The 16,893-nt window shown below is 73.6% G+C and carries 14 protein-coding genes and 1 pseudogene; 9 read left to right on the forward strand and 6 right to left on the reverse strand.

Annotation, left to right across the window (positions count from 1 at the left end):
- The first annotated feature begins 97 nt into the window (after positions 1-97).
- From ACFVSN_RS38400 to ACFVSN_RS38410, 3 genes are all read left to right on the forward strand, one after another.
- The gene (locus ACFVSN_RS38400) at positions 98-1,501 is read left to right on the forward strand and encodes a dipeptidase (protein WP_380438262.1); all 1,404 of its coding nucleotides are present in this window, start codon (positions 98-100) and stop codon (positions 1,499-1,501) included.
- A gap of 125 nt (positions 1,502-1,626) precedes the next feature.
- Entirely contained in the window at positions 1,627-2,568 is a 942-nt protein-coding gene (gene nudC / locus ACFVSN_RS38405) for an NAD(+) diphosphatase (protein WP_380438264.1), read from the forward strand.
- A gap of 272 nt (positions 2,569-2,840) precedes the next feature.
- On the forward strand, positions 2,841-3,680 hold the full coding sequence (locus tag ACFVSN_RS38410; RefSeq protein ID WP_380438266.1) for a GntR family transcriptional regulator: 840 nt from the start codon (positions 2,841-2,843) through the stop codon (positions 3,678-3,680).
- A gap of 33 nt (positions 3,681-3,713) precedes the next feature.
- Here the strand turns inward: ACFVSN_RS38410 and ACFVSN_RS38415 are convergent, their stop codons facing one another.
- A complete protein-coding gene (locus ACFVSN_RS38415; RefSeq protein WP_387957999.1) occupies positions 3,714-3,971 on the reverse strand; it encodes a mycoredoxin in 258 nt (85 codons plus the stop codon).
- Between the two features lie 271 nt (positions 3,972-4,242).
- On the opposite strand from ACFVSN_RS38415, the gene ACFVSN_RS38420 reads away from it, so the two are divergent.
- From ACFVSN_RS38420 to ACFVSN_RS38435, 4 genes are all read left to right on the forward strand, one after another.
- Positions 4,243-6,411: an ATP-dependent DNA helicase UvrD2 gene (locus tag ACFVSN_RS38420; protein ID WP_380438282.1), complete on the forward strand. Its 2,169-nt coding sequence runs from the start codon at positions 4,243-4,245 to the stop codon at positions 6,409-6,411.
- 293 nt (positions 6,412-6,704) lie between these two features.
- Complete coding sequence (locus ACFVSN_RS38425; protein ID WP_380498916.1) at positions 6,705-7,160, forward strand: hypothetical protein; 456 nt, start codon at positions 6,705-6,707, stop codon at positions 7,158-7,160.
- 164 nt (positions 7,161-7,324) lie between these two features.
- Complete coding sequence (locus ACFVSN_RS38430) at positions 7,325-7,693, forward strand: WhiB family transcriptional regulator (RefSeq protein ID WP_380438270.1); 369 nt, start codon at positions 7,325-7,327, stop codon at positions 7,691-7,693.
- Positions 7,694-7,842: 149 nt separating this feature from the next.
- Complete coding sequence (locus ACFVSN_RS38435) at positions 7,843-8,085, forward strand: hypothetical protein (RefSeq protein WP_380503177.1); 243 nt, start codon at positions 7,843-7,845, stop codon at positions 8,083-8,085.
- 194 nt (positions 8,086-8,279) lie between these two features.
- Here ACFVSN_RS38435 and ACFVSN_RS38440 read toward each other — a convergent pair whose 3' ends face one another.
- Positions 8,280-9,644 carry an ABC1 kinase family protein gene (locus tag ACFVSN_RS38440; protein ID WP_380449065.1) on the reverse strand — a complete coding sequence of 455 codons (1,365 nt, stop codon included), beginning with the start codon at positions 9,642-9,644 and terminating at the stop codon, positions 8,280-8,282.
- Between the two features lie 172 nt (positions 9,645-9,816).
- The gene (locus ACFVSN_RS38445) at positions 9,817-10,536 is read right to left on the reverse strand and encodes a TetR/AcrR family transcriptional regulator C-terminal domain-containing protein (protein ID WP_387958001.1); all 720 of its coding nucleotides are present in this window, start codon (positions 10,534-10,536) and stop codon (positions 9,817-9,819) included.
- A 146-nt stretch (positions 10,537-10,682) separates the two neighbouring features.
- On the opposite strand from ACFVSN_RS38445, the pseudogene ACFVSN_RS38450 reads away from it, so the two are divergent.
- Positions 10,683-12,219 (forward strand): annotated as a pseudogene (locus tag ACFVSN_RS38450) (MFS transporter).
- Between the two features lie 198 nt (positions 12,220-12,417).
- Here ACFVSN_RS38450 and ACFVSN_RS38455 read toward each other — a convergent pair.
- Positions 12,418-13,503: a ThiF family adenylyltransferase gene (locus tag ACFVSN_RS38455; protein WP_380505085.1), complete on the reverse strand. Its 1,086-nt coding sequence runs from the start codon at positions 13,501-13,503 to the stop codon at positions 12,418-12,420.
- Positions 13,504-13,827: 324 nt separating this feature from the next.
- Here ACFVSN_RS38455 and ACFVSN_RS38460 point away from each other — a divergent pair, with 324 nt between their 5' ends.
- Positions 13,828-14,517: a M48 family metallopeptidase gene (locus tag ACFVSN_RS38460; RefSeq protein WP_387958003.1), complete on the forward strand. Its 690-nt coding sequence runs from the start codon at positions 13,828-13,830 to the stop codon at positions 14,515-14,517.
- A 163-nt stretch (positions 14,518-14,680) separates the two neighbouring features.
- On the opposite strand, the gene ACFVSN_RS38465 is transcribed toward ACFVSN_RS38460, so the two are convergent.
- A complete protein-coding gene (locus ACFVSN_RS38465; protein ID WP_387958005.1) occupies positions 14,681-15,268 on the reverse strand; it encodes an NUDIX hydrolase in 588 nt (195 codons plus the stop codon).
- Complete coding sequence (locus ACFVSN_RS38470; protein ID WP_387958008.1) at positions 15,265-16,845, reverse strand: zinc-dependent metalloprotease; 1,581 nt, start codon at positions 16,843-16,845, stop codon at positions 15,265-15,267. The genes ACFVSN_RS38465 and ACFVSN_RS38470 overlap by 4 nt, the downstream gene beginning before the upstream one ends.
- Positions 16,846-16,893: the final 48 nt, after the last annotated feature.

The following is a 16,893-nucleotide window of genomic DNA, read 5'->3' on the forward strand; positions in this document are numbered from 1 at the left end:
CCACGGCGGGCGGGGTGACGGACGTTACAGCCCCCTTCGGGCCCGGCAGCCGGACGGCCGGGGCGGGCACCCGCACGGGCGAACTACAGTCGTCGGTATGACGAGAACCCCGGACAGCGCCGTCCGCTCCTACATCGACCAGCACCGGTCCGCCTTCCTGGCCGACCTGTCCGACTGGCTGCGCATCCCGTCGGTCTCCGCCGACCCGGCCCGCGCCGGGGACGTGCGGCGCTCCGCCGAGTGGCTGGCCGCCAAGCTGCGCGACACCGGCTTCCCGGTGGCGGAGGTCTGGGAGACGGACGGCCTGCCGGCGGTGTTCGCCGAATGGCCCTCGGGCGACTCGTCCGCCCCGACCGTCCTGGTCTACGGGCACCACGACGTCCAGCCGGCCGCGAAGGAGGACGGCTGGGACACCGACCCGTTCGAGCCGACCGTCGTCGACGGGCGGATGTTCGCGCGCGGCGCGGCCGACGACAAGGGGCAGGTGTTCTTCCACACCCTCGGCGTGCGGGCCCACCTGGCCGCCACCGGGCGCACCGCGCCGGCCGTCAACCTCAAGCTGCTGATCGAGGGCGAGGAGGAGTCCGGCTCGCCGCACTTCCCGGCCCTGGTCCGGCGCGAGGCCGAGCGGCTGGCCGCCGACGTGGTGATCATCTCGGACACCGGCATGTGGTCGCGGACCACGCCGACCGTCTGCACCGGCATGCGCGGCCTGGCCGACGCCCAGATCGACCTGTACGGGCCGGACACCGACATCCACTCCGGCTCCTTCGGCGGCGCCGTCCCCAACCCGGCGCAGGTCGCGGCCGAGCTGGCCGCCGCCCTGCACGACGGCGACCGGCGGGTCGCCGTGCCCGGCTTCTACGACGGCGTGATCGAGCTGACCGAGCGCGAGCGCGCGCTGTTCGCCGAACTGCCCTTCGACGAGGAGCAGTGGCTGGCGGTCGCCAAGTCCTCCGGCACGCGCGGCGAGGCCGGCTACTCCACCCTGGAGCGGATCTGGGCCCGCCCGACCGCCGAGGTCAACGGCATCTGGGGCGGCTACACCGGCCCCGGCGGCAAGACCATCGTCCCGGCGTCCGCGCACCTCAAGCTCTCCTTCCGGCTGGTGGCCGGGCAGGAGGTGGAGAAGGTCCGGGAGGCCGTGCGCGCGTGGGTGGCCGAGCAGGTGCCCGCGGGCATCCGCTACGAGCTGGTCTTCCCCGGCGCGACCCGGCCCTGCCTGACGCCGCTGGACCACCCGGCGCTGCAGTCCGTCGTCCGCGCGATGGGCCGGGCCTTCGAGCAGAAGGTCCTCTTCACCCGCGAGGGCGGCTCCGGCCCCGCCGCCGACCTGCAGGACGTGCTCGGCGCGCCGGTGCTGTTCCTCGGCATCTCGGTGCCCTCCGACGGCTGGCACTCGGTCAACGAGAAGGTCGAACTCGACCTGCTGGCCAAGGGCGTGGAGACCGCCGCCTACCTGTGGGGCGACCTGGCCGAGAACTTCCGGCCCGGCGCGTGAACGGGCGCGGCGAGGCGGGCGCGTGAGCGAGCGCAGGAACGGGTGCGGGCCCACCGGGCCCGCCCCGGCAGTCAGATCACTCATCCGGATGATTCACCTGATGCACCACGTGGGGATGGAACGACGTGAGCACCGTGCCTGAGACCGAACGCCCCCTGTACCTGGCACTGGCCCGGGCCGGAGTGGACCGGGCGGCCGAGCACCGGTTCGACGAGCCCTGGCTCGCCGCGGCCTGGAGCCACCCGAACACCCGGGTGCTGCCGATCGCGGGCGGCGAGGCCTTCGTCGTCGACACCGCCGGGGGCACCGAGCTGGTCCTGCTGCCCTCCTTCGAGGCGCCGCAGACCGGCGACCGGTACTTCCTCGGCACCGACGACGACGGCGTCTCCTACTTCGCGCTGGCCGGCGAGAGCCTGCCCGGGCGCCTGGACGGCGACGCCCGTCCGGCCGGGCTGCGCGAGGTCGGCGCGCTGCTGTCCGACCGCGACGCGGGGCTGCTGGTGCACGCCGTCGCCCTGGAGCACTGGCACCGCCTGCACAGCTTCTGCTCGCGCTGCGGCCACCCGACCGAGAAGGCCGGCGCCGGGCACGTGCGGCGCTGCACCTCCTGCGCGGCCGAGCACTACCCGCGCACCGACCCGGCGGTGATCATGGTGATCACCGACGAGCAGGACCGCTGCCTGCTCGGCCGCCAGGCGCTGTGGCCCGAGGGCCGCTGGTCCACCCTGGCCGGCTTCGTCGAGCCGGGGGAGTCGATCGAGCAGGCCGTCGCCCGCGAGGTCCACGAGGAGGCCGGCGTGCGGGTCGGCGAGGTGCGGTACGTTGCCAGCCAGCCCTGGCCGTTCCCTTCCAGCCTGATGCTCGGCTTCACCGGCAAGGCGCTGCCCGGCGGCACCGAGATCACGGTGGACGGCGAGGAGCTCGCCGAGGCGCGCTGGTTCTCCCGCGAGGAGCTGCGGGCCGGCATGGAGGCGGGGGAGATCCTGCCGCCCTCGGGGATCTCGATCGCGCGCCACCTCGTCGAGCTCTGGTACGGCGAACCGCTGCCGTCCGCGGCGCGCTGGTAATCCGCTCCCGGGCGCTCCCGGAAAGCCCGGGAAAGCTCAGGGAAGCTCGGGAACGCCCGGGAAAGCTCAAGAAAAGGGGGCGCGCGGCACATGCCGTGCGCCCCCTTTTCCGATTTCGATCCCTTTCGGAAGCCGCACCCTCCGGATGTTCGTGACCGGACGGGCCGTACCCGCCCAGGCCGCCCGCCGCCCGGCGCGCACCGCCGACCCGCGCGGACGACATTGCCGGAAACGGCTGAAACCGCGTCACCGCGCTCGCTACATTCACTCGGGTGACAATCCCCCGGGGCACCGCCCAATCCCCCAAATACCAGCGCCTCGCCGCCGACCTGCGCCGCCGCATCGCCGAGGGCGAGTTCACCGCCGACGCCGCCCTCCCGGTCGAGAGCGAACTGGAACGCCAGTACGGAGTCGCCCGCAACACCGTCCGCCTCGCCGTCGACGTCCTCGTCAACGAAGGCCGGCTCGTCCGCCTCCAGGGCAAGGGCACCTACCTGCGCGAACACCCCGTCCTCGACCACCGCGCCTACGGCCCCGCGCTGCCCACCGCCCCGCGCGACTGCCTCGCCGTCCCCACCGCCGTCTACCTCGGCGAGGCCGCCGACGCCGGCCGCGAACTCGGCACCGACTTCGAGATGATGATCGTCCGCGCCCGCGTCGACATCGCCGAACGCCTCGGACTGCGCCCCGGCGAGGCCATCGTCGTGCGCCGCCAGCTGCGCACGCTGGACCGCGAGCCGTACTCGATCGAGGAGAGCCACTACCGGGCCGGGCTCGCCGCCGGCACCCCGCTGATGGAGCCCGACGCCGTCGAGGGCGGGGACGAGGCCGTCCTCGCGGCCCTCGGCCGCACCGAGATCGGCGCCGTCGACCACCTCGTGGCCCGGATGCCGGGACCGGAGGAGGCCCAGTGGTTCCAGGGCGGCCCCGGCGTGCCGCTCATGGTGCAGACCCGCGTCACCTACGACCGGCGCGGGCCGGTGCGGGTCATCGAGACCCGCTACTCGGCCGACCGCTGCCGGCTCGTCTACGGCGTCGGCGACCTCGGCGCGCGCACCACGCTGCCCGCGCCCGCGACGCCCGTCGACCAGGCCCCGGCCGACGCGCCCTGAGACGCGCGCCGGGGCCCGGCCGCCGGGCCCGGATCAGGCCGCGAGGGCCTTCTTGACCTGCAGCAGGCTCGGGTTGGTCATGACCACCCGCTCGCCGCCGCCCGCCGGCGTCACCAGCACCGTCGGGACCGTCTGGTTGCCGTTGTTCACCGACTCGACGAAGGACGCCGACGCCGGGTCCTCCTCGATGTTGATCTCGGTGTAGCCGATGCCTTCACGGTTCAGCTGGCTCTTGAGTCGATTGCAGTACCCACACCAGGTCGTGCTGTACATCGTGACGGTGCCGGACATCGGGGGGACTCCTTCGGGGAGGGGGCGGACGGTCTCTGGTTCTCCGGACGCAACGTCCGACGCGCGGCGGGCATTCCGGCCGCCGCGTTCGGGAGGCCGCCGCGTCGCGGAGAGGCAGAGCGATCATCCTGCGATCACACCGGGCCTGTGGACAACCCGGCCCCGGTTGTCCCACCGGGCTGAGAGGATGGAACGCATGCAGGAAGACCTCTTGAGCGGCGACCTCTGGACCGACCCCGCGGCGGCGGCCCGCGACGCCGGCCCCGACGCCGTGCTCGCCGGCCTCGACCCCGAACAGCGCGCCGTCGCCACCGCCCTGCACGGGCCCGTCTGCGTCCTCGCCGGCGCCGGCACGGGCAAGACCCGCGCCATCACCCACCGCATCGCCTACGGCGTGCGCAGCGGCGTCTACCAGCCCCAGCAGGTCCTCGCCGTCACCTTCACCGCCCGCGCCGCCGGCGAGATGCGCGGCCGCCTGCGCCAGCTCGGCGCCGACGGCGTCCAGGCCCGCACCTTCCACTCCGCCGCCCTGCGCCAGCTCCAGTACTTCTGGCCCCGCGCCGTCGGCGGCCCCGTCCCGCAGCTGCTCGAACGCAAGATCCAGCTCGTCGCCGAATCCGCCGGCCGCTGCGGCCTGCGCGTCCAGCGCACCGAACTGCGCGACCTCACCGCCGAGATCGAATGGGCCAAGGTCACCCAGATCGGCCCCGACGACTACCCCGCCGCCGTCCAGAAGTCCGGCCGCGACGCTCCCCGCGACCCCGCCGAGACCGCCCAGGTCTACCGCGTCTACGAGGAGGCCAAGAGCCGCCGCGGCGTCATCGACTTCGAGGACGTCCTCCTGCTCACCGCCGCCATCCTGGAGGACCGCCCCGACATCGCCGACCAGGTCCGCGCCCAGTACCGGCACTTCACCGTCGACGAGTACCAGGACGTCTCCCCGCTCCAGCAGCGCCTCCTCGACCAGTGGACCGGCCCCGGCGGCGGCGCCAGCCTCTGCGTCGTCGGCGACGCCAGCCAGACCATCTACTCCTTCACCGGCGCCACCCCCGACTACCTGCTGAACTTCCGCAGCCGCCACCCCGAGGCCACCGTCGTCAAGCTCGTGCGCGACTACCGCTCCACCCCCCAGGTCGTCCACCTCGCCAACGGACTCCTCGCCCAGGCCCGCGGCGAGGCCGCCCGCCACCGCCTCGAACTCGTCTCCCAGCGCGAAGCCGGCCCCGAACCCGGCTACACCGAGTACGAGGACGAGCCCACCGAGGCCGAGACCACCGCCCGCCGCATCAAGGACCTCCTCGCCACCGGCGTCCGCGCCAGCGAGGTCGCCGTCCTCTTCCGCACCAACGGCCAGTCCGAGGTCTACGAACAGGCCCTCGCCGACCTCGGCGTCCCCTACCAGCTCAAGGGCGCCGAGCGGTTCTTCGAACGCCCCGAGGTCCGCGACGCCGGCGTCCTGCTGCGCGGCGCGGCCCGCGCCGCCGCCGACCCCCTCACCGCCGGCGCCCCCGACCTGGCCGGCCAGGTCCGCGCCGTCCTCGCCAGCCGCGGCTTCACCCCCGAACCGCCCGCCGGCTCCGGCGCCGTCCGCGACCGCTGGGAGTCCCTCGCCGCCCTCGTCCGGCTCGCCGAGGAGTTCGAGCGCACCCGCACCGCCGAAGGACTGGGCGCGGACCTCGCCGCCTACGTCGCCGAACTCGACGCCCGCGCCGCCGCCCAGCACGCCCCCGCCGTCGAAGGCGTCACCCTCGCCTCCCTGCACGCCGCCAAGGGCCTCGAATGGGACGCCGTCTACCTCGTCGGCCTCACCGAGGGCACCCTGCCGATCATCTACGCCAAGACCGACGAACAGGTCGAGGAGGAGCGCCGCCTCCTCTACGTCGGCGTCACCCGCGCCCGCAAGCACCTCTCCCTCTCCTGGGCCCTCTCCCGCTCCCCGGGCGGCCGCGCCAGCCGCAAGCCCACCCGTTTCCTCGACGGGCTGCGCCCCGGCTCCGCCGCCCCCGGCACCCGCACCGGCGCGCGGGGCGGGCGCGGGGGCGTGGAGTTCGGCGAGCGCGCCGCCGGGCGGAAGGTCCGCGGACCGGTCAAGTGCCGCGTCTGCGAGCGCGTCCTGACCGACGCCGTCGAACGCAAGCTCCGCCGCTGCGAGAGCTGCCCGTCCACCATGGACGAGGCGCTGTACGAGCGGCTGCGCGAGTGGCGCGCCCGGCAGGCCAGGAAGCAGGGCGCCCCCGCCTACGTCGTGTTCACCGACGCGACGCTCATGGCGATCGCCGAGGACGTGCCCGCGAACCGCCAGGAACTGGCCCAGATCTCCGGGGTCGGCGCCATGAAGCTGGACAAGTACGGGGCCGCCGTGCTCTCGTTGTGTGCGGGGGAGGAGCCCGAGGAGGAACCGGACGGCGTCATGGACGACGGTCCGGTCGAACCGGCGTGAGCCGGTCCGGGCGTGGTCACGGGGACTGCTCAGGGGACTCCCGCGGGGCATCGGAACGCGCCGTCCGGCGCGACGCGAAACGCGACGCGAAAACCGCCGTGAAAAATAGTTTGCGCGGCGTACCGGGAGCGCAATAGCCTGCCGGAGCGGTCAAGGGGACGCGAACGCACGGGGTGACGCCTGTGCCGAGTTCCCGCGCCCAAAGCTTCACCAAGACAGACATCCGAACATCGGAGCAGGGGAAACCCGGCTCCGCGAGACGCCGAGAGGAGGCGAAGACAGTGGGAAACATCATGATCACCAAAATGACTGGCCGGACCGTTGTCGCTGCCTCCCTGCGTGATGCCCTCCTGTGGGCGCCCGCAGAGCTCGGTGGAACCGGTCTGGGTCTCGACACCACCGGTGTCTCCGTCGTCCCCGCCGTCGCTGTCAGTGGTCTCGGACACACTGATCTGTGCGTCGCGAGCGGCAGGAGCGTCGAAGGCGCCTCCGTCGAGACCGGTCTGTCCCGCGATTGGGCGTCGTTCGGCACGCCGCGCTCCGAGCGCGACGAGCGACCGACCCAGGCACCGAAGGCGGTCGTAGCCGCAGCCATGCATGGCGGCTATGCGCAGGTCATCGGTGCCGGAAACGCCCAGAAGCAGAACGAGCAGCAGATCAACAAGCAGGCCATGGCCGCCTTCATCGGCGCCACGGCCATCCGGATGCGGGCCTTCCGCGGGCCTGAACCCTGGAGAGAACGAACCTGAACCTCAGGTCGGCACCTCCAGGGCCGCGGAACCCGTCACACCGGGATCCGCGGCCCTTCTGTTTTGTCCGGTACGCAAGACCACCCAGGCCCCCCGGGGCCTCCGGCCCAGCCCCACCAGTCAGCCGGGCCGGAACCACTGAGAAGACGAGGAAGACGCAGACAGTGTCCACGGTCATCACACCGCCCACCCCGTCCGTACCGCCGACAAGCCAGATCACCAAGGCCGACCAGGCCGACCCCCCGGAGGTTCTTTCCATGCAGCTCAGCTCGATCGAGCAGGCCGAGGCACTCGGTCTCCCCATCCCCTGCCGCGCCTTCGACCCCGAGGTCTTCTTCGCCGAGACGCCCGCCGACGTCGAGTACGCGAAGTCCCTCTGCGGCACCTGCCCGGTCAAGGAGGCCTGCCTGGCCGGCGCCCTCGAGCGCCGCGAGCCCTGGGGCGTCTGGGGTGGCGAGCTCTTCGTCCAGGGCGTCGTCGTGGCCCGCAAGCGGCCCCGTGGCCGTCCGCGCAAGACCGAGGTCATGGCGTGAGCCCCGACCTCGGAGCCGGAGCCGTCCGCCGGGGAGAGCAGCCCCCACTGGACAGTTCCCTCCGCCGCTCCGTGCGGATCGCCGCCGCCAAGGCCGACGCGGCCCGCACCAACCCCTTCCCGACGACGCACCACGAGCAGGACCACCACATGACCGCCGCCATCGACCCCGCCGTCCGCGCCGAACAGGCCAACGAACTTCAGATCCAGAACAGGACCCTCGAAATGCAACTCCTCCACGAATCCCTGGCCCGCGCCCATATGCAAGACCGGCTGCACGAGGCCGAGCACCAACGGCTCGTCCTGCGCATCGCCCGGGCGCACAAGCTCAAGCAGCGGGCCGAGCGCGCCTCGCTGCGGGCCCGCAAGGCCCTCGCCGTCGCCCTGATGTAGTCCGGCCCCGGTTCGACGCGCGCGCCCCGTGGCCACGCGCGGCCACGCGCGTGCAGGCGCGCACGGACAGGCACAGGACGAACGGCAGACCCCCGTCGCACCGCAGGCCGCCCCCCGCACCCGGGGAGCGGCCTGCGGCCGTTCTGCTGGCTACTCGGCTCCGACTCGTCGGTGCCCCGGGCTTCCCCGGCCCCTCAGCGACCCTTGCGAGCCCGCTTGCCACCCGGTCCCTGCTCGGCGAACTCCGGCAGCCACTCCAGCATCTCCGCCCGGAACGGCGCCTTCGCCCCTAGCTGACACAGCACCCCGATCGTGCTCAACGTCACCCGGTGGATCAGCAGGTACGACGGCGGCAGGTTCAACTGCTTGCCCAGGTTGTAGGCAGGCGACCGCGGATCCGCGATCCGCGCCGCCTGCGCCCGCATCCACGCCCGCGTGAAGTGGAAGGAATCCACCGCCGCCGGCTCGATGATCGGCACCAGGTAGTCCAGCACCGCGTCCGCATCCAGCTCGATCGAGGGCTTCACGAAGCCCTCCTCCCGCAGCATCTCCAGCACACCCGCCGCATCACCGGCCAACGCCATCCGCAGCGACGCCCCGATCGGCGCCGGCAACCCACCCGGCAACCGGTCCACCGTGCCGAAGTCCAGCACCCCCAGCCGCCACCCCGACACCGGACCGTCGTCCTTCAACAACCGGAAATTGCCCGGATGCGGATCCGCGTGCAACAACCCCGTCCGCGCCGGACCGGCGAACAGGAACCGGGCCAGCAGCCGGCCCGCACGGTCCCGCTCCTCCTGGCTCCCGCCCGCGATCACCTCCGCCAGCGGCGTGCCGTCCATCCACTCCGTCACCAGCACCTGATCCGCCTGCGCCACCACACCCGGTACCACGATGTCCGGATCGCCCGCGAACACCTCGGCGTGCCGACGCTGCGCCTGCGCCTCCAGCTCGTAGTCGAGCTCCTCGGAGACCCGCTCGCGCAGCTCGGCGATCAGCGGCTTGATGTCCAGCCCCGGGATCAGCGGGCCCAGCAGCCAGGCGACGCGGCCGAGTTGCGACAGGTCCGCGAGCAGCGCGTCACCCGCGCCCGGGTACTGCACCTTGACGGCGACCCGGCGGCCGTCGTGCCAGACCGCCCGGTGCACCTGGCCGATCGAGGCGGCGGCCGCCGGCCGGTCGTCGAACTCCCGGAACAGCTCACGCCAGTTGGCCCCGAGGCGCTCGGCGAGCGCGGTGTGCACCTTGGCGGCGGGCATCGGGGGAGCGGCGTCCTGCAGCTTGGTGAGCGCCGCCCGGTACGGGCCGGCGACCTCCTCGGGCAGCGCGGCCTCGAAGACGGACAGCACCTGCCCGAACTTCATGGCCCCGCCCTTGAGTTCGCCGAGTACCTTGAACAGCTGGTCCGCGGTGGCCTGTTGCAGCTCGGCCGTCACCACCTCGGCGGACCGGCCGCCGATCCGCCTGCCCAGGCCGAGCGTGGCGCGGCCGGCTATCCCCAGGGGCAGGGCGGCGAGCCGTGCCGTGCGGGTCACTGCCTTGCGCGGAAGATCGCTCACCGGGCCTCCATCCGACACACCCCCGGCCACCCGGTACCGGACGGCCGACCATCACTACGCCATTGTGCCCGTTCGCCGCCCCGCACCAGCCCGTATTTCGCGCAGGCGTGAGCGGCGCATCGGTGTCGGACCGGTGGCGTACGGGTGGCGTACCGGTCGGCGGATCCGCGGATCAGCGGGGCAGGCGCAGGGCCAGGCCGTCGAGGACGACCTCCAGGCCGTAGCCGAACTTGCTGTCGCGGATGGTCACCGGGTCGGTGCCGGCGGCGGTCGCGTAGGCGTCGGCGAGGTGCTCGAAGCCGTCGGCCGCCTCCTGGGCGGCGGGCATGAGGCGGGCGATGAACTCGGCCTCCGTCTGGCCGGACCGGGCCACCGTGGTGAGCCAGGCCGACTCCGTGGTGCCCATGCCGATCGTGTAGCAGACCAGGGTGTCGATCGCCCGGACCGGCTCGGGGAACCCGGCGGCGGTGAACAGGACGGTCAGCTGCTCGGCGAACGACATCAGGTTGGGGCCCAGGTAGGCGAGGCCCGCCTGGCCGAGGACGGACGACAGCCAGGGGTGGCGCAGCACCGTCGCGCGGAAGGCCTGGGCGGCCTCGGTGGCCGCGGCGCGCCAGTCGGGGCTGTCGGCGGGCGGGAGGACGATCTCGCCGAAGACCTCGTCGACCGCGAGCTCCATGAGCTCGTCCTTGGTCGCGACGTGGCGGTAGAGCGAGGTCGCGCCGGCGTTCAGGCGGGCGGCGAGTTTGCGCATGCTCAGCGCCTCGATGCCCTCGGCGTCGAGCATCACGATCGCCTCGCGGACGATCGCGTCCCGGCTGAGCGAGGGCTGGTCGGGCTCGCGCTGGCGGCGGGCCCATACGGACGGGATCGGGTTCGTGCTGGCGGCCATCGGCATCCCCTTCTGCGTACACCGTTCGCATTCAGCGTACAGCAAGCGCTAGTTGCGCACACTGTTCCGTGATGCGTACAGTGTGCGCAGCGACGGAACGCAGTGCGCACCGAAGGAACGGTGTGCGCATGGAGAGGGGAGATCTCATGCAAGCCCGCAACCCGCACCGCTGGTGGATCCTGATCGTGCTGTGCCTGAGCTCGTTGGTCCTGGTGATCGACAGCATGGCGCTGACCGTGGCCGTGCCCTCGATGACGGCCGACCTCGGCGCGAGCGCCCAGGACACCCAGTGGATCCTCGACTCCTACGTCCTGGTCTTCGCCGGGCTGCTGCTGACCTCCGGCAGCCTCGGCGACCGCTTCGGCCGACGGAAGATCATGATCATCGGCCTGCTGCTCTTCGGCGCGGCGTCCCTGGCCGCGACCTTCTGCACGAACCCCGGTGAGGTGATCGCCTCCCGCGTCGCGATGGGGGTCGGCGGCGCGCTGATCATGCCGTCGACGCTGTCGATCCTCATCACCGTCTTCGACGAGGACGAGCGCGGCAAGGCGATGGCGGCCTGGGGGTCGGTGGCGATGCTCGGCCTCGTCGGCAGCCCGGTCCTCGGCGGCGTGCTGATCGACCACTTCTCGTGGCACTCGATCTTCTTCCTCAACGTCCCGGTCGTCGCCCTCGCGATCCTCGCCGGTCTCGTGCTGATGCCGGAGTCCAAGGGGCCGTGGCAGAAGCCGGACCCGCTCGGCGCAGTGCTGTCCGCGGTCGGCATGACGGCGCTGATCTGGTGGATCATCGAGATCCCGCAGCACGGCGCGTTCGGCGGCCGGTCGCTGGTCACCCTCGGCGTGGCGGTGGTGGCGCTCGTCGGGTTCGTGGTCTGGGAGAACGTCACCGACGCGCCGATGGTGCCGCTGGTCCTCTTCGGGCACCGCGACTTCAGCGGCGGCTCGCTCTCGCTGACGCTCGTCCAGATCGGCAACGGCGGGCTGCTGCTGGTCCTCACCCAGTACCTGCAGTTCGTGCTGGGCTACTCGCCGGTCAAGGCGGGGCTCGCGTTCATGCCGCTCGCCGTCGCCGCGCTGATCGGCAACGGGGCCGGGGCCAAGCTCGCCGCGAAGATCGGCAACCGCCTCCTGATCCTCTCCGGGATGCTCGCGATGGCCGCCGCCTTCGGGCTGCTGACCACCGTCACGGCCGACGGCGGCTTCACCGTTCCGGCGGTCGCGCTCGGCCTGCTCGGGCTCGGGGCCGGTCTGGCCATGCCGGCCGCGGTGGGGGCGCTGATGGGCACCATCCCGGCGGAGAAGGCGGGCGTCGGCTCGGCGCTCAACGACACCATCCAGCAGGCCGGCACCGCGCTCGGCATCGCGATCCTCGGCTCGCTGCTGTCGAGCGGCTTCGCCGCCCGGATGCCGGCGGGGCTGCCGGACGGGGCTGCCGGACGGGGCGAGGCACTCGATCGCCGGGGCGCTGGCCGTCGCGAAGGGGGACGCCGGGCTCGTGCACACCGCTCGGGAGGCGTTCACGAGCGCGATGACGACCACCTTCACGATCAGCGCGATCGGGGTGCTCGCGGCGGCGCTGGTGGCCACGCTGGTCATGCGGGGCCGCCCGGCGGGGGCGGAGCAGACGGCGGCGGCCGATGCGGCCGACGAGCGGGCGGAGGATGCGGAGCTCGCCGCCTGACGGGGCGCAGCCCGAGGTGTCCACACCGAGAAGGCCGGTGCCCCTGGGGGTACCGGCCTTCGGTGCTGTGTGCGAGAAGTCGGCGGGGCCGACTTCTCGGTCTTGTCCACCTGCTCCATGTTCTCCGTCCGGGGGGAGGGGGCCCCTCCCCCCCCGCCCCCCACCCCCTCCCCACCCACCCACCCACCTCCCGGCGTCCTACCTCGGTGGCAGCGGCTGCCACAGGCAGCCGCAGTCCGGGTGGCCCCTCAGGCGCATCCGGCGCGGCATGCCGTCGGTGGCCGAGAACTCGCACCACCCGTTCACGCTCGGCGGCCGGCCGCCGTCGAGCAGCACCTGGACGTGGAGTGCCGCCAGGCCCGCCACGGCGGTGGCCATCGCGGTGTCGCAGGCCGGGGTGCGCGCACGCCCCGGTCCTCCGTCCGCGAGCTGGGCCAGCACCCGTGGCCACGCCGCGTCCTCGTCCTCCCTCCGCAGCACCAGGCAGTGCCCGCAGGCCGACACCCCCGGCACCACCAGGGGCCCGACCACCCCGAACTCCTCCACCACGCCCACGTAGAGATGCGGCACCCCGGCCCGCAGCAGCTGCCGCGCCTCGTACGCCCCGCCCGCGAACGCCCCGCTGCCGTCCCGCGGCGCGAGCACCACGAGATCGGGCGGCGCGTCCGCGGCCCGCCGCGGCGCGGGTGCCGGGCGACGGGCCGAGGCCCGCTGGACCGCCTCCTTCGCCGCCGTCATCCGCAGCCGCCCGACGTCGGACGGCGGCACGCCCGCGGGGGAGCAGTCGCCGGGCCGGACGCGGCCGCCGTCCTTCACCGTGACGGCCCCCGCCCCGCCTGCCGCGAGCACCGCCGCCACGGCGGCCCCGACCCGCCCCGCGCCGCGGACCTCGATCCGGGTGTCCGCCCGCCGGGCGAGCACCGCCGGTGCGGCACCCGGGCCGGAGTGGACCAGCGAGAGCGAGGCGAGGTCCGGCCCCAGCAGCTCCCGGTGCGGCTGCGGGAAGCGGGCGAGCGCGGCCTCGGCCGCCTCCGCGTCGTCGAGGAGCCCGGCCTCCTCCAGCTCGGCGAGCAGTGCCTCGGCCGGGTCGCGGCCGAGCCCGGCCTTCTCGCCGGCCGCCAGCAGCGCGGGACGGTCCCGGGTGCCGTCGAGCAGGCCCAGGAAGTCGCACAGGGTCTTGTCGGCGTGCTCGACCACTCCCGCGTAGCGGCTGATGGTCCCGAACTGCAGGGTCTCGGTGTCGCGCCAGCTGCGGGACAGGGCGGGCTTGAGGGCGAGGCGCACGGTGGTGTCCTTTCCGATCGTTTTCGGACGGCTGACGGCAGCTTGCCCGATCGGGGCGACATCGTGCGCCGGGTTATCCACAGGCGCTGGCCCATGATCACATCATCGGTTCGCAGGTCCTGTGGATAACTGGGTATCCGCTCCGGCGTCGGTTTCCGGACACCCCTTGTCGGCCTTTCGTTACCGATCACTCCACGAAAGATTTCGGCCATGGCAGCGGACTTCTGTCAGTGGTAGCGGGTAACGTCGTGTGCCATGGCAGCCGAGCGGGACTCCCATCCATCGGCGTCGCGTCGGCGTGCCCGTGCAGCGTCCGGGTCGCAAGTGGCGGCGCCGAGCACGCGCGGGCGCTCGGATCAGCAGCCGAAATCCGCGCAGCCCCAGCATCAGACGCAACACCAGACGCAACACCAGGCACAGCACCAGGCGTCCCCGCCCAAGCCGGGGGAGTCGCACGACCGCACGCGGGTCGAGGTGCGCCGCAGCGCCCGCCGCAGCCGCACCGTCTCGGCCTACCGCGAGGGCGACCGCACCGTCGTCCTGATCCCGGCGCGGATGTCGCACGCCGAGGAGCAGCGGTGGGTCGCGCAGATGCTGGAGAAGCTGGCCGCGCAGGAGAGCCGCCGGATCCCGGGGGACGACGCGTTGGAGGCGCGGGCCCGCGAGCTGTCGGCCGCGTACCTGGACGGCCGGGCGAAGCCGGCCCAGGTCCGCTGGGTCACGAACCAGAATTCGCGCTGGGGCTCGTGCACGCCGAGCGAGGGGACGATCCGGCTCTCGCACCGTCTCCAGGGGATGCCGGAGTACGTGCTCGACTACGTGCTGCTGCACGAGCTGGCGCACCTGCTGGTGCCGGATCACGGTCCGGGGTTCTGGGCGCTGCTGGAGGCCTATCCCCGGACGGAGCGGGCGCGCGGGTACCTGGAGGGCGTGGTGTCGGCGGCGCGGCTGCCGCACATCCCGGGGGCCCGGAGCGCGGACCCGGAGTCCGATCCGGCGCGTTCCTGCGGCTGAGGAGCTCGGCGGGGGAGGCTGGGAAACGGGGAGGCAGGGAAACGGGGGAAGGTAGGGAACGGGAAGGCGGGGGGAAGCGCGGTGGGGCCGCGCGATCGAACGTGGGAGCGACGGAAGGGGGCGTGGGCCTATGCGGCCCGCGCCCCCTTCCGGTTGTCGCACCTCAGCTCGTGAGCCGCCTCGCCCGCGCGACGAGGTCGCGCACCGAGTGGTCGGTCAGCTCGGGCAGGCCGTCGTAGTCGAACCAGCGCAGGTCGAGCGACTCCTCGCTGATCAGTGCCTGCGCGCCGGCCGGGGCCAGCGCGATGTACTGGACGTCCAGGTGGGTGTTCTCCGGCCGGTCCTTGCCGGTGCAGCGGACCTGGTGCCGGTCGAGCTTGGCCGGGGCGGGCCGTCCGTCGACGGCGAGCAGGGTGAGGTTCGGGATGCCGGACTCCTCGACGGCCTCGCGCAGCGCGGCCGACGCGAGGTCGGCGTCGCCCGGCTCGCAGTGCCCGCCCATCTGCAGCCACAGGCCGACCTTGGGGTGCAGGGTGAGCAGCACCCGCCCGGCCGCCGGGTCGACGACCGCGGCGCTCGCGGTGATGTGGGCGGGCAGGCAGGAGCGGTACAGGCCCTCGGGCTGCGCGTGCAGGTGTTCCAGGTAGTCCAGCCGCAGCTGTTCCTGGTCCTGGTCGGCGGGCCGCCACCGGGTCAGGGTGCCGACGGCGTCCGCGTGCAGGGCGGACGCCCCCGGGTCGGTGGCGGTCATGCGGTGGGCTCGCCCTTTCCGTCGGTGCCGTCCTGCTCGGGCCCGTTCTGCTTGGGCCCGTTCTGCTTGGGCCCGTCCTGCTCGGGCCCGTCGTTCTCGGGGGTGTCGCCCTTGGTGAGGCTCGTGGTGCCGCCGGCCGCGGCCTCGCCGAGCAGCTTGTCGAGCGCGTCGAAGTCGATGCCGCCCTCCAGGTCGCCGGACGCGCCGCGGTGCACGAAGGCGTCCGGGTCGTCGAGGTCGGCGGCGGTGGGCAGCATGTCGGGGTGCTGCCAGAGGGCGTCGCGGCCCTCGACGCCGCGCGCGTCGGCGAGCAGCGCCCAGAGCCGGGCGGCGTCGCGCAGGCGGCGCGGGCGCAGCTCCAGGCCGACGAGGGTGGCGAAGGTCTGCTCGGCGGGGCCGCCGGCGGCGCGGCGGCGGCGGACGGTCTCGCGCAGGGCTCCGGCCTGGGGCAGGTGGGGCTCGGCGGCGGTGTGGACGACGGCGTCGACCCAGCCCTCGACGAGGGCGAGCGCGGTCTCCAGGCGGGCGAGGGCGGCCTTCTGCTCGGGGGTGTCCTCGGGCTGGAGGAGGCCGCCGGCGAGCGCTTCCTGGAGCGCCTCGGGGTTGGTGGGGTCGAGCTGGCCGACGAGTTCCTCCATGCGGGAGGTGTCGACCTTGATGCCGCGGGCGTAGGCCTCGACGGCGCCCAGCAGGTGGGCGCGCAGCCACGGCACGTGGGCGAAGAGGCGCTGGTGGGCGGCCTCGCGCAGGGCGAGGTAGAGGCGGACCTCCTCGGCGGGCACGCTGAGGCCCTCGCCGAACTCGGCGACGTTCTGGGGCAGCAGCGCGGCCTTGCCGGCCGGGGCGAGGGGCAGGCCGATGTCGGTGGAGCCGACGACCTCGGCGGCGAGGGCGCCGAGGGCCTGGCCGATCTGGGTGCCGAACATGGCGCCGCCCATGGAGCGCATCATGCCCATGAGGGGGCCGGCCATGGCCTGCATCTCCTCGGGCAGGACGCCGCCCATGGCGGTGCCGACGCGTTCGGCGACGGGGTCGACGAGGTCCTTCCAGACCGGGAGGGTGGCCTCGATCCACTCGGCGCGGCTCCAGGCGACGGCGGTGCCGGCGCCGGAGGGGAACTCGGTGGCGCCGTCGAGCCAGAGGTCGGCGAGCCGGACGGCCTCGGCGACGGCGGAGCGCTCGGCGGCGCTGACCGAGCGGTCCTTGCTCTTGCCCTCGGCGGGTTCGGCGACGACGGTCTGGCGGGCGATGTTCGTGGCGAGGTCCCAGTTCACCGGGCCGCCCTCGAAGGAGAGCATCTGTCCGAGCTGCTGGAACGCGGCGCCGAGGTCGCCCGGGTTGAGGCCGCCGAACATCGCGGCGAACGGGTTGTCGCCCGCGCCGGGGGCGCCCGGGGTGCCGGGCATCCCGAACAGCGCGCCGAAGGGGTTGCCGGCGCCGAAGCCGAAGGGCTGGGGGCCGCTCTGGTCGGCGCCCTGCGAGCCCTGGTCCTTCTTCTTCTGCTCGTCGTCGGGCTTGGCCTTGCCGTCCTCGGGCTCCTCGGGCGGAACGCCGAATCCGAAGGGAAGGTCGCTCACGGGGTCCTCGATCCGGTCGGCCGTCATACGGGTGTGGCGGGAAATCCT

Source organism: Kitasatospora sp. NPDC057904, assembly GCF_042887925.1.
Taxonomy (GTDB): domain Bacteria; phylum Actinomycetota; class Actinomycetes; order Streptomycetales; family Streptomycetaceae; genus Kitasatospora.